The sequence below is a fragment of the Geotalea uraniireducens Rf4 genome (assembly GCF_000016745.1).
Lineage (GTDB): Bacteria > Desulfobacterota > Desulfuromonadia > Geobacterales > Geobacteraceae > Geotalea > Geotalea uraniireducens.
On the sequence record NC_009483.1, the window covers coordinates 4,459,563 to 4,472,282 of the forward strand.

16 protein-coding genes are annotated in these 12,720 nt (G+C 51.3%); 3 read left to right on the forward strand and 13 right to left on the reverse strand.

Translation table 11 applies throughout. The features are described from left to right. Positions 1-117 precede the first annotated feature (117 nt). The 6 genes from GURA_RS19420 to GURA_RS25460 all read right to left on the reverse strand — a co-directional run bounded on the left by GURA_RS19420 (position 118) and on the right by GURA_RS25460 (position 2,820). The gene (locus GURA_RS19420) at positions 118-447 is read right to left on the reverse strand and encodes a type II toxin-antitoxin system PemK/MazF family toxin (protein ID WP_011940614.1); all 330 of its coding nucleotides are present in this window, start codon (positions 445-447) and stop codon (positions 118-120) included. Continuing rightward, positions 434-682 carry a DUF2281 domain-containing protein gene (locus tag GURA_RS19425; RefSeq protein ID WP_041245564.1) on the reverse strand — a complete coding sequence of 83 codons (249 nt, stop codon included), beginning with the start codon at positions 680-682 and terminating at the stop codon, positions 434-436. The genes GURA_RS19420 and GURA_RS19425 overlap by 14 nt, the downstream gene beginning before the upstream one ends. Positions 683-842: 160 nt before the next feature. Further along, complete coding sequence (locus GURA_RS19430) at positions 843-1,214, reverse strand: four helix bundle protein (RefSeq protein ID WP_011940616.1); 372 nt, start codon at positions 1,212-1,214, stop codon at positions 843-845. Between the two features lie 118 nt (positions 1,215-1,332). Continuing rightward, on the reverse strand, positions 1,333-2,145 hold the full coding sequence (locus GURA_RS19435; RefSeq protein ID WP_011940617.1) for an ABC transporter permease: 813 nt from the start codon (positions 2,143-2,145) through the stop codon (positions 1,333-1,335). 234 nt (positions 2,146-2,379) lie between these two features. After that, complete coding sequence (locus GURA_RS19440; protein WP_011940618.1) at positions 2,380-2,664, reverse strand: HigA family addiction module antitoxin; 285 nt, start codon at positions 2,662-2,664, stop codon at positions 2,380-2,382. Positions 2,665-2,676: 12 nt separating this feature from the next. Next, positions 2,677-2,820, reverse strand: coding sequence for a type II toxin-antitoxin system RelE/ParE family toxin (locus GURA_RS25460; protein ID WP_083764960.1), 144 nt, complete (start codon positions 2,818-2,820; stop codon positions 2,677-2,679). Positions 2,821-3,068: 248 nt separating this feature from the next. Between GURA_RS25460 and GURA_RS19450 the strand changes: the two genes are divergently transcribed. Beyond that, a protein-coding gene (locus GURA_RS19450; RefSeq protein ID WP_085949360.1) for an IS3-like element ISGur6 family transposase occupies positions 3,069-4,630 on the forward strand; the annotation gives its coding sequence in 2 pieces (ribosomal slippage) (positions 3,069-3,531 and positions 3,531-4,630; 1,563 coding nt in all). Between the two features lie 348 nt (positions 4,631-4,978). Here the strand turns inward: GURA_RS19450 and GURA_RS19455 are convergent. Next, complete coding sequence (locus GURA_RS19455) at positions 4,979-5,665, reverse strand: hypothetical protein (RefSeq protein WP_011940619.1); 687 nt, start codon at positions 5,663-5,665, stop codon at positions 4,979-4,981. A gap of 920 nt (positions 5,666-6,585) precedes the next feature. Here GURA_RS19455 and GURA_RS19465 point away from each other — a divergent pair. Together GURA_RS19465 and GURA_RS19470 are read left to right on the forward strand one after the other, a co-directional pair. Next, on the forward strand, positions 6,586-7,050 hold the full coding sequence (locus tag GURA_RS19465; protein ID WP_041245373.1) for a helix-turn-helix domain-containing protein: 465 nt from the start codon (positions 6,586-6,588) through the stop codon (positions 7,048-7,050). A 16-nt stretch (positions 7,051-7,066) separates the two neighbouring features. Further along, entirely contained in the window at positions 7,067-7,756 is a 690-nt protein-coding gene (locus GURA_RS19470; RefSeq protein ID WP_041245374.1) for an integrase core domain-containing protein, read from the forward strand. Between the two features lie 270 nt (positions 7,757-8,026). Here the strand turns inward: GURA_RS19470 and GURA_RS19475 are convergent, their stop codons facing one another. The 6 genes from GURA_RS19475 to cysD form a co-directional block, all read right to left on the reverse strand. After that, positions 8,027-8,383: a four helix bundle protein gene (locus tag GURA_RS19475; protein ID WP_011940621.1), complete on the reverse strand. Its 357-nt coding sequence runs from the start codon at positions 8,381-8,383 to the stop codon at positions 8,027-8,029. A 306-nt stretch (positions 8,384-8,689) separates the two neighbouring features. After that, positions 8,690-9,022, reverse strand: coding sequence for a hypothetical protein (locus GURA_RS19480; protein WP_011940622.1), 333 nt, complete (start codon positions 9,020-9,022; stop codon positions 8,690-8,692). Continuing rightward, positions 9,019-9,309, reverse strand: coding sequence for a hypothetical protein (locus tag GURA_RS19485; RefSeq protein ID WP_041245565.1), 291 nt, complete (start codon positions 9,307-9,309; stop codon positions 9,019-9,021). The genes GURA_RS19480 and GURA_RS19485 overlap by 4 nt, the downstream gene beginning before the upstream one ends. 175 nt (positions 9,310-9,484) lie before the next feature. Then, entirely contained in the window at positions 9,485-11,332 is a 1,848-nt protein-coding gene (locus GURA_RS19490) for a GTP-binding protein (RefSeq protein WP_011940624.1), read from the reverse strand. Beyond that, a complete protein-coding gene (locus GURA_RS19495) occupies positions 11,322-11,693 on the reverse strand; it encodes a four helix bundle protein (protein ID WP_011940625.1) in 372 nt (123 codons plus the stop codon). Before GURA_RS19495 ends, GURA_RS19490 begins: the two co-directional genes overlap by 11 nt. A 160-nt stretch (positions 11,694-11,853) precedes the next feature. After that, positions 11,854-12,651, reverse strand: coding sequence for a sulfate adenylyltransferase subunit CysD (gene cysD / locus GURA_RS19500; RefSeq protein WP_011940626.1), 798 nt, complete (start codon positions 12,649-12,651; stop codon positions 11,854-11,856). Positions 12,652-12,720 lie beyond the last annotated feature (69 nt).

The following is a 12,720-nucleotide window of genomic DNA, read 5'->3' on the forward strand; positions in this document are numbered from 1 at the left end:
TCGTAAGTGCCGTGAGTCGTTAATCGTAAGTAGTTAGGCGTCAATTCTCTTATTTCTTACTTCTCACGGTATTCTTCTCACGTCTCACGGCCGTAACAACTTACGTCGAAACAGCCCTTACAATTCCAGCCACGCCTTTAGTGAGGCATTGAGTCTCTGCAAGTCTTTTTTTGAAATGCTACCGACCTTCCGCCTTATCAATGCAATATCAACGAGAACACATCCTCGCTTTATCGCTGATTCTACATTCAACCCGGCCGCCTTCGAATCTTCGAGTACGAATTCTCCATTACAAAGATTACCGGTCTTGCTGGTGATCGGGACAAGGAATAGATCCGCATATTTCCCCTGGCCTGAGGCGACGATAACCGCCGGCCTGACCTTGGTAGTCTTCAAATCGGTAAAAGGATAGGGGAGTAGAATTATATCTCCTTTAGAGAAGTTCATTGTAGATATCATCCTCTTCGTTATCCCAAACTTTTTTCAGAGATCTTTCGCTCAAGAGTTGCCAGTACTGTTTATCGGAAGCGGTGGAAGCACCCCTTTCCTTCTGGTACTTCTGAGCAAGAAACTCGATAAAGTCCAGCGCTTCCCTGCGGGCAGCCGGAGGAAGAGAACTAATCTGCCTGTCAATACTGCCCACTGCCGATATTGGTTTTTTGATGCTTGTCGTTCCAGGCATCGCGAATCTCCTCATTTCAAAAACAGTGAGTCGTTAGTAATAAGTCGTAAGGGCTCATTATTCACTTCTCACAGTTTACGGAATTTCTTCTCACTTCTCACTTCTCACTTCTCACTTCTCACTTCTCACTTCTCACTTCTCACTTCTCACTTCTCACTTCTCACTTCTCACTTCTCACGGCTTTTACCGATTTGATCAATCCCAGCAGCATTTTCTTAACATCATACAATTTTTCAAGCTGGATTGTCTCTATAAATTTCAGTCTTTGAACAAGAAGAAGTTGGGTCTCAAGTTCAGCAATAGACCCGAGGGCAATATAGAGAAACTGAATGAACTCCTTACCATAATTACGCCCCGCACCTTCAGCAATATTGGAAGGGATTGAAACGGCGGACCTTCGAATCTGACTCGTCAAGCCATAGAGCTCAGACTGGGGGAGTCGGTAAGTTATTTCATAGACATCTACAACAAGGTCCATGGCTTTCTGCCAAACATGGAGATCCTTATGAGTCTTCATCCCTTCATTGTTCATGTGGTTAGTTTTCTCCTCACAACTCACAACTCACAACTCACAACTCACAACTCACAACTCACAACTCACGATTCAAAGCCTATACAACTTACGACTCACTTCTAACGATTCACGGCCCTTACAGCACGTCAGCAAAATGCGGCCTGAGCCTCCGGAAAACCACTGCCCCCAAAATGAAGATGCAGCCGGTTACAATCCAGTAGTAAAGGGTAAGCATGTAGTGCTGCTCCCAGAACCAGACCTTATAGATGAAACTTTCCCGGTAGCCCTCCACCAGGTAATAGACCGGGTTGAGCTTGATCAGGTTCGCGTATTTGGCCGGGAGGATCTTGGCGGACCAGAAGATGGGGGTGAGCCAGAAGGCGAACTGGAGGACCATGGCCACCAGCTGCCCCACATCGCGGAGGAAGACCACCAGTGACGAGGTGAGCCAGGAGAGCCCCAGCAGCAACACTATTGCAGCGAAGAGGTAGTAGAACACTTGGAGGTAGTGAAGGTCCGGCGGATAGCCGTAGAGGATAGACATGATGAAGATGATGGCGATGAAGAAGCTGTGGATAATGAGGGCCGAGAGGATCTTGACGATGGGGAGCATGCCGATGCTGAAGACCACCTTCTTCAGGAGGAAGCTGTTGTCGATGATGGACATGGTTGCGCTCTGCAGACACTCGCTGAAGAAGAACCAGGGGATGATGCCGGTCATCATCCAGAGGACGAAAGGGTAGTCTGCCTGGGGCTGGGACTTGAAGCCGACCTGGAAGACGAACCAGAGGATGACGATGTAGATGGTCGGGTGAACGAAGGCCCACAGTATCCCCAGGTAGGAGCCGAGGTACTTGGTCTTGAAGTCACGCTTGGCCAGCTCCAGGATCATGTGCCGACGGGACCAGAGCTCCGTGAGAAAATTGGAAAACATCTTCAATGCTTGCATATCATCTCCAAACTACAAATAACCTAACAACCTTAATCTCAAACCTTTTTATGGGACGCAGATTTACAGGATGAACGCAGATTTAAAGCAACTCCGGGAGCAAAATCCTTTTTTGTTTTAAAATCATAGCCTTTTCTGCCTTGATCTGCGTCCCATCGAGGTTCTGACCCTGATGGCTTGTCGGATTTCATTCGTGTCCATTAGTGTCATTCGTGGCTAAATTCCAAGATTTGTTCATGCGGCCATCAGCCTTTCGACCTTCAGGTCTTTCCGTTTCTGCTCGGCCAGCGAAAGGTCGTACTGAACCTGCTGGGTCAACCAGCTTTCAGGTGTTGTATCGAATGCGATGGACAAGCGAATCGCCATCTCCGGGCTTATCCCGGCATGACCGTTCAATAGCTCGGAAAGGGCCTTGCGGGAAACTCCAAGGGCCTTTGCCGCCTGGGTGACGGAAATGCCGAGGGGCTTGATGCAAAGTTCCCGGATCACCTCTCCGGGATGGGGTGGGTTGTGCATCATGGTATTTCTCCTTTAATGGTAATCCAGGTAGTCGACATCCAAAACGTCCTTCCCTTCAATCCTGAAAACGACTCGCCAGTTGCCACTGACATCCACAGACCAAAACCCGTCAAAATCTCCGCTCAGGCCATGCAACCTGAGGCCGGGAAGATTCATGTCTCTCGGTTAAATCGTAACCCGACACGTTACACATTGCAATGGTTATTTTCCTTCACTCTTCGCAGGTTTTACCGATCCTCGTATTGCCTTCAGTTCATGACTTTCAGTGTTAATCCGTGGCCAAATGAATAGCTTTCAATCTTTTTTTATGGGACACTGATCTTCATGATCCCCCTGTGTCAGGATAGTTGTCGCCTCTCTTCCGAACTTTTGTGTTAACCTGCGGGGCAACAGAGAGAGGGACCATGGCCACCAAATATTCCGAAGAATTCAAGTCGAGCATTATTGCCAGGCTTCTGCCTCCGCATAATGTCAGCGTTCCTGACATGGTAAAAGAGACCGGGGTTCCTAAAGACACCCTGTACACTTGGAGGAATCAATACCGCAACAGGCAGGTTAATGCCGAGGCGAGCGGAAATCATCCGGCAGCCAGCCTAAACAACGAAGAGAAGTTGGCCATCGTCATCGAATCCGCCAGTCTCACTGAAGTTGAACTGGGTGAATATTGCCGACGCAAGGGACTCTACCCTGAGCAGATCGCCGGTTGGAAGAACGGCTTCGTACTCGGATCATCTGCCCCCCTCAACAAGGCCGAACGCGAGCAAATGAGGGAACAGACAGCGACCATTAAGCAGCTTGAGAAAGAGCTGAACCGCAAGGATAAAGCATTGGCCGAGACTGCAGCCCTGCTGATTCTTCAAAAAAAGTTCCAGGCGCTCTGGGAGGAGCCCGAGGCAGAAAAATCGACCTCCCGGCGCGCCAAGAACTGATTGCCCTGATAGACGAAGCCTGTGCCGGTGGTGCACGTCTGGGTAGGGCCTGCGAGGCTGTTCTTCTTTCGCCCCGCACCGTGCAACGTTGGCATCTTCCTGACGAAATACCCTCAGATGGGCGCAAGGCCGCGTCTCGCGATCGGGCACCGGCCAATAAGCTTTCTGAAACGGAGCGGGTCACAATCCTGGCGACTGCCAACCAGGAGAAATTCGCCAGCCTGCCGCCCAGCCAGATAGTTCCTAAATTGGCCGACGACGGGATCTTCCTCGCTTCTGAGTCAACCTTCTACCGAACCTTACGGGCAGAGAAGCAGCTGGCACACCGGGGCCGTACCAAGGCTGCAAGACACAAGCGCCCAGATGCCGTGCTGGCCACCGAGCCGAACCAACTCTGGAGCTGGGATATTACATACTTGAGCACTACCGTTAAGGGGCTGTACTTTTACCTCTACCTGATCATGGATGTCTTTAGCCGCAAGATCGTCGGTTGGGAAGTCTATGCGGAGGAATCCGCCGATCATGCCGCCATAACGTTGCGCAAGGCCTATCTGCGTGAAGGCGTCGCCGGTCGCACCCTGATACTTCACTCCGACAACGGCTCGCCCATGAAAGGCGCTACCATGTTGGGAACTATGCAGAAGCTTGGGGTAATGCCGTCCTTCAGTCGGCCCTCTGTCAGCAATGACAACCCATACTCAGAGTCACTGTTCAAAACCTTGAAGTATCACCCCGGCCTACCGGAGAAACCTTTCGATACGTTGGACGAGGCACGGCACTGGGTTGCCGGTTTCCAGCATTGGTACAACGAGGAACATCAGCACAGTGCCATAAAATTCGTAACGCCGGGTCAGCGCCACCGGGGCGATGACAAAGAGATACTCAACAAACGAGCGCTACTTTACGCGATGGCGAGGGCCGCAATGCCGGAACGATGGTCGGGTGCTTGCCGGAACTGGACTCGACCAGCAGAAGTTTCCTTGAACCCCCAAAAATCGGCTCAGAACGGTACGCCGTCTCAAGCCAGAGCAGCATAGAAGATGCGACAACTTCCTTGACAACGACCGTGATGAACACAGATCTAAAAAAATCCTTAGATCATGGGGTTTGCCTTCACATCATGCCTTTTCAGTGTTAATCAATGTCCAAAATGCCTAAATCATGCTCCTTCCCCTTGCGATTCAAAGCCGTTACAACTCACAACTCACTTCTAACGATTCACAGCCTTTACAATCATATTCGGCCGACTGACAATTTTTATTGTTTTACCCCACTATTCACTGTTCACAACTCACGCCTCATGGCTTTTAATAAAAAAGAGGCGGCCACTTTCGTAACCGCCCCTCCACTTAACCATTCACAATAAACTATTCCAATCGGCAACTTTAATACAGAGTTCTCCACGCCGTGTTGCCACTGGCATCCTGTGCACATATTTCAAGAATATCCTTACCGGTGCTAGCATTCTTTGTAAACCAGAAGGTACCCCTATCATTTGCAGCAGTTGTATTGTCACATGTTGGCTTTGTAGCTGTTGTAGGATTGACCCGAACACCTCCATTAACATCAAAGCGCTGGGTAGGTGTCTTTGTTCCTAACCCAAAGTTTCCTGCATAATCAAGCCTATACGCTTCTGTAAGCGTAACGGCTCCTCCAACTGTTGCACCCTGATTTACAAATGCTCTAAATCCAACAGACCCAGACCCGAAAAAAATCGATTTCCCATCAGAGGACTTCTGCGTCCAAACATTGTTCTTAAGAACAGCACCAGAAGATATCCAAAAGTTATTTTCACCAACAGATGACAACCAGCCACCTGAATCAGCGCCATCATATGCAAAATGAAGAGTAGAGTCTGTCGCAGCAGCAGGTGTAGCAACGTCAACAGAATATTTGGGAGTATTCAAGTTAAATCCTGTCAACCCTGCATCAGTAACATCCATCGCATTGGCAACGTTTGTTGCGTGCTTCACAATCAACTTGTCCGCCGCACCAGCCACCGAAGCCATCATCAACCCCGAAACCGCAACCACCGAGGCCATTGCCAAAATTCTCTTACGCAAGCTTTTCATGTGTAAAACCTCCTGTTTATGTGTCTTTGACTTTGTCATTTATTCTGGGACTGGAGATCGGGAACAGATTACTGATCCTGCTTATTTCTAATCCCGGCTGCCTGGCCCCTGTCATTTAACCGCATGCTTCTCAATTTAGCGTAAAAACTTCTGCACCACCCAACGGGCCGCTCGGAGTTCTCAAGACCTTAATCATCTTGCCCCAACGCCTGATTTACAACTTTTATGAATGTACCATAAAACAATTATTAAAGAACTTCAACTATTTTTACTTTTAATCGTCATTTCAAAGATACAATTTTAACGGCACGACTAGAAATTATGCAAAATAGGGGCCAATTAAAAGCGGTCGATGGTCGGCGGTCGGTGGTTGACTGCCGACTGCCGACTGCAGTTCTATGGTCGGCGGTCGGCGGTTTCACTGTTTACGGCATTCTTCTCACTTCTTACGGCTACGGCCATTAAAGTCGGTCGGCAGTCGACAGTCGACAGTCGACAGTCGACAGTCGATGGCTGAACTTCGGCCGATGGTCGATGGTCGGCGGACTGTGGTAAGAACGTCTCCCGTCGCTCTCTAATTCTTCACCGCTTCTTGATTTCCTCATACAACTGCGTCGCCGATTTCTGGCCAAAAAGCTCACTCTTGATCTTCAGGTAATCCTCTTTGTGTGCCATGTTTTCCCTGATGAAAATAGCAGCCTTGGTAATGCCCATCTGCTTAATAAGCGTCTGAACCGCCTCACTTCTTACTTCTTCGCTGGAAGGTACTATTTGACAAGTGTCAGGACATCGGTTACCCGGATGTGTCAAGACATCGGTTACCCTTAACGCCCTTTTTTGTGTCAAGACATCGGTTACCTTCATTAGAAATATCAGCTACAATGTTCTCTGTGATTTCAACTTGAGGGGAGAACATCCGCATGGAAGAAGAACTCAGGAAACAAGCAGTCCAGCGCCATCTTGCAGGCGAATCACCCAAGGCAGTCTATACAAGCCTTGATCGCTCCAAGAAGTGGTTTTTTAAGTGGTTGAACCGGTATCAATCTGGCGCGACTGACTGGTACAAGGAACACTCAAGAGCGCCACTTAAAAGACCGTCTGAACTCAGCATCGTAGATAAGGAGATTATTGTCTCCACCAGAAACCGCCTGGACTCGTCACCATTTGCACAGATTGGCGTTTCCGCTATCAAGTGGGAGCTGCATAAGCTGGGGTTACCGTTTCGCTCTGACAGCACCATTAACCGGACCCTGAAGCGGGAAGGACTCGTTAAAAAAAACGAGATATTCCCCCAAAGGGGTCGAGTACCCGTACTTTACCGAAGCCCTGTGCTGCAACAACATCCATCAGATGGATCTTGTTGGCCCCCGCTACATCAAGAGTGACGGCAGATTTTACTCGATGAATGTGATTGATCTGTACAGCCATCGGGTCTTCATCGAATCAAATCGCACCAAGGAGGATGACAACATTGCACAGGGTTTGCTGCGCTGCTGGAAGTCAATGGGGCTTCCCGACTTCCTGCAAATGGACAATGAACTCAGTTTCCGTGGCAGTAACCGCTATCCGAGGTCACTTGGTCTGGTGCTGCGACTATGTCTCTACTTCGGCGTTCATCCTGTTTTTATCCCTGTTGCGGAACCGTGGCGCGATGGCGTAATAGAGAGCTTCAACGATACCTATGACAAAAAGTTTTTTCGCCGCCAGTGGTTCACAAGCTATTCCATGCTCAAGCGGCAAAGCAAGAATTTCCAGCAGTTTCACAACAAGAATCACCGTTACAGCTATCTCAAGGGGAAAACGCCACTGGAGGTTATTGAAGCTGACAAATTCAAGCCCTTGACGCTGGGGCCAAATACCAGGATGCCAAAACTTGATTTTCTCCCGGACGGCACCATTTCGCTCATTAGATTTATCAGGAGCGATAGAACACTTAACATCTTTGGCGAAAAATTTGAGGTTTCAAAAGACCTCGTCTATTCATATGTGCGAGCCATGATCGTAACGGAAATTCACACGCTGCAAGTGTACCTGGGTGAAGACTTTGTTCAAAGCTTTGAGTACAGAATGCCTACAGAGTTCAGCTCATGAAATAGTATGCATAATCAGGGGGTCGGGTAACCGATGTCCTGACACTTTTTAGAGTTAGGCTTGGGTAACCGATGTCCTGACATTTGACAACTATTAATTTCTTAACTGTCGGCATTGTCCGCCTCCTGTTGCAAAATGAGCATGGTGAATTCCACTGGGTTTATCGCCACAACGGCACCTAGGATCTGGGATCTGAAAAGTCGGGATCGGGGACCTGGGATCTGGGATCGGTAACTACTTGTTCTTTTTCCATGCGTATAGATTCTCTGTTCATAATTGCTTTGATTTGTAATGTTTTATAAGACCACTTATGAGCTTTTTGACTGTGACTATTTTAGCAAGTAATTGGTTAATTTCGCCAGAAAAATCCAAACGTTGGGCAATAATTAATTGAGTCTCAGCCTCAGCAGCGGAACCCAAAGCAACATGTAAAAACTGAATAAACTCTTTTTCTGAATTCCTCGCCGCTCCTTCTGAGATATTCGATGGAATCGAAACCGCGGCTCTTCTTAATTGGCTGGTTAAACCATAGAGTTCATCCTTCGGGAAATCCTTGGAAATCGCATAAACATCAACAACTAAATCCATACTGATTTTCCATGCATCAAGCTCTTTATGGTCCTTCATTTCATCTCCTTGAAAGCGGTGAACTGGAATCAGGGATCTGGAATCTAAAAAGGCTGGGATCTGGGATCGGTAAAAACTGTTCCCTGTTCCCTGTTCCCTGTTCCCTGTTCCCTGTTCCCCGTTCCCCGTTCCCCGTTCCCCGTTCCCCGTTCCCCGTTCCCCGTTCCCCGTTCCCCGTTCCCCGTTCCCCGTTCCCAGTTCCCAGTTCCCAGTTCCCAGTTCCCAGTTCCCAGTTCCCAGTTCCCAGTTCCCAGTTCCCAGTTCCCAGTTCCCAGTTCCCAGTTCCCAGTTCCCAGTCCCCAGCCTTTACGGCCTGAAATAATCGGGCTCATCATGGCCATCTACCCATATTGCCAGAAGATGGGCAATATCACCAGCCACCAGATAGCGCAAATGCAGCCGACGATAGGCAATTGGCATAACAGCCAGATGAAATGCAATCTCCCTGTCGCCAATAACCTTTCTGCGGATCGGCCAGGCATGGGGATGATTATCGATTGTGGCAAGGATGGTGGTCATTGCCGACGGAAGGGCGATAAACGCCAGAGGGCTTGCCTTACGCAGATAACTGCTCAAATCAGAGTATGCCGCCTCGAATGTCGGTGTTACCCGTATTCTGGAATGACGTCTGGTCTTCACGCATTCTTTCTCAGCAATGAGTCAGACAGTGCCGCACCCTGGCGGGAATCCTCTTCTATCATGGATACAAGGCGGTCAGCCGGTCCGGACAGGCCTTTTTCGATATCACCGAGCGACTGCATGGTCATAAGATCGGCGCGGCGTTCCCGCATATCTTCCTCAACAATTGCTCTGGCGCCGGCCTTGAAGAGCCATTGCGGTGTACGATCATGAACACGGCAGTACTCATTGATGATGGCAGCCTCAGCCTCCTCAAGGGCAACATTGATCTGTAATCGCTTTTTCACGGCACACCTCCTAGCATTGCAAGCAATTCTATCACAACCATGCAAGAAACACCAGAGATTGAGCAGTTCACTCGCCAATTTCCCCCAGTCCCCAGTCCCCAGTCCCCAGTCCCCAGTCCCCAGTCCCCAGTCCCCAGTCCCCAGTCCCCAGTTCCCGCCGACCGCCGACCGCCTTTCACAGCAACACCCCCATCTCCTCCATTTTCGCCACGATACGCCTGGCTGCCTCTTTCAGGTCATCAGACTCGAGAAAGTTCAGATCGGTATTCTCCGGCGCCTCCCCCTCGGCAAAGGCCATATGCACGGAAATGACCTGGTGGGGATGGACAAGTGTGCGGATGATCTGGTGATCGGCCCGGGCAAAGGTATTGGTGGTGGAAACCACGATCTGCCCCGCCCTGAGCAGGATCTGCGCCACTTCGCCGAAACGGCGCACCATTTCGTCCTTATCCTCCTCGGTTACATCTAGCCCCAGGCCAAATAGCAGGTTTTTCCCGTCAAGGAGATACACCTGCCGACCGCTGTTGAAAAGCCGCCGCTCCAGGTGTCGGGCAAGGCGCGCCTTGCCGGTGCCGCTTTCGCCGGTGAAGAGGATGATGCCGGGATTGTGGCCGTTGCGCTGCACCCGTTCGCCGAGCTGAACCTCGCCGCGACGCCAGGCGATGTCGCGCTGCCTCGCTTCCCTGCGGAACGCTTCCTGCTCGTCGCTCAGCACTTCCGTGACTATGCCGCCGCCCCACACGTCATAACCGTCCACCACCACAAACCGGCCGGTGACGTCGCATTCTGCATAGCAGTCCAGGGCGATCGGCTTCCTGGTCCTGATGGTCACTTCCGCCACGTCGTTCAGGTCAACGCGGTCCTTTACCGCAACCGGGTCGAGGCTGGCGGCATCGATGATGCGATGGATCGTTTCCAGCTCCATCTCCACCGCACAGGTTGCCAGCCTTAAGCCGTACCTGCGGCCGCGAACAAGGGGGTTCTTCCCCATCCAGAACAGGTTGGCGCGAAAACGGTCCGACACCTCCGGCGCCGACTCTTTTAACGAGGCGATCTCGCCCCGTTCGACGAAAATCTGCTCGTCGAGGGTAAAGCCGGTCGATTTGCCGGCAACTGCCGCCAATGGGAGATGGGGAACATTGAAGGCCTCGATGGTCTTGACGACGGCGGTTTTATTGGAGGGTGAAAACACCACGGTATCGCCGACCCGCAGGACTCCGGCAGCAAGCCGGCCGGCAATGATGCGGCGGGCGTCGAACTTGTAGACATCCTGCACCGGAAAGCGGAGCGGCAGGTCTTCGCCGGTCGGCAGCTTCTCAAAGAGACCGAGGCTTTCCAATACCGTAGACCCCCGATACCATGGCATGGCATCACTGCGCCGCACCACGTTGTCGCCGTTCCTGGCGCTGGCTGGGATAAACTGCTGCGGCGAGACGCCCACCCCCTTCAGGAATGCCCCGTACTCTTCGACGATGGCGTTAAAGACCTGCTCGTCATAGCCGACCAAGTCCATCTTGTTGACGACCACCGCAATCTGCCGGATCCCCAGGAGACTGAGCATGTAGCCGTGGCGCCGCGACTGTTCGCGCACCCCTTCGGCAGCATCGATGATCAGCACCGCCGCCTCGGCCCTGGCAGCGCCCGAAATCATGTTTTTCAGGAACTCCTTATGCCCCGGCGCATCTATTATTATATACTGCCGGTTTTCCCAGGAAAAAAAGGTGCGGGCGGTATCGATGGTAATCCCCTGCTCCTGCTCTTCGAGAAATGCATCAAAGAGGAAGGCGTACTCAAATGCCTTTCCCTGTTGCTCGCAGATGGCGCGGACCTTCTCCAGCTGCCCATCGGGAAGGGAATCGGTGTCCGCGTAGATGCGCCCGAGAAGGGTGGACTTGCCGTGGTCCACGTGACCGACTATTACTACGGTGAAGGCGGTCGATGGTGGATGGTGGATGGTCGATGGTGGATGGTCGATAGTCGTTGGTGGATGGTCATTTGTTGATGGGCTCACGCTATTTTTCATATTTGACTCTCAGTGATTTTATGAGCGCATTGAGCTGCTTGCGGATGACTACGGTTTCTCCGAGTAGTGTCTCAGCTTCAACTGCATACCCCAGTTTTTGTGCAACAATCAATTGGGTCTCAAGTTCGGCAGCAGAACCACCGGCAATGGATAAGAATCGGATAAACTCCCGATTGCCTTGCCTTCCTGCCCCTTCGGCAATGTTCGAAGCGATTGAGACCACTGACCGCTTAATCTGGTCGGCCAGACCAAAGTGCTCATCCAGAGGGAATTTTTGAAGTATTCCATAAACAGACACTGCCAGATTGACTGAACGCTGCCAGACATCAAGTTCCTTATAGTCCCTTATTTTCTCCACCATTCACCGCCTTTACCTTTACCATACCTTTACACATCATCTGTCATCCGTCATCCGCCATCCGCCATCCGCCACCGACCACCGACCACCGACCATCGACCACCGACCATCGACCGCCGTTCAGCCATCGACCGCCGTTCAGCCATCGACCACCGACCGCCTCTCACATATACCCATCCTTCCTCAGCTTCTCCATCCCCCGGTCCGCATCCTGTGCCCTGCCGGAGCGTTCCGCAACCTTTGTGTTGCGCAGTTCCGCGATGATTTCATCCACATTCTTCGCCTTCGATTGAATGGTGCCGGTACAGGGCGCGCAACCGAGACTTCGATAGCGGGTCCCGTTCCCCTGGTCAAAATAGAGCGGGATGACCGGAATATTTTCTTTCTTGATGTATTCCCAGATATTGATCTCGGTCCAATCCAGGAGGGGATGGATCCGGACATGGGTGCCCGGCTCGAACCGGGTTTTGAACTGGTCCCACAACTCGGGTGGCTGCTCGCGGAAATCCCAGTCGTTGTTCTTGTCACGGGGAGAAAAATAACGCTCCTTTGCCCTGGTTCCTTCCTCATCGGAACGGACGCCGACAATGACCCCGTTGTACCCCTTATCGGCAAGGGTTCGGCTCAAGCCTTCGGTTTTAAGTGCGGTGCAGCACTCCATTCTACCCAGGGAAGGGTTCATGCCAGCCTCAAGGGCTTGCCGGTTCTGCCCCACCACCAGGGTCAAGCCCCATTCCTCGGCCAGCCTGTCACGGTAGGCGATCATCTCCCGGATCTTGAAGGAGGTATCGATATGCACCAAAGGTATCGGGCAATGGCCGAAAAACGCCTTCCGCACCAGCCAGAGCATAACCGTCGAATCCTTGCCGATGGACCAGAGCATGCAAAGGTTGTCGAAATTCTTGTAAGCTTCGCGCAATATATATATGGATTTGTCTTCCAGCTCTTCGAGATGCTTCATGGGTAACCCCTGTCGGCGGTCGGTGGTCGGCGGTCGATAGCAAAACTGCCGCACCCCATACACCACCAA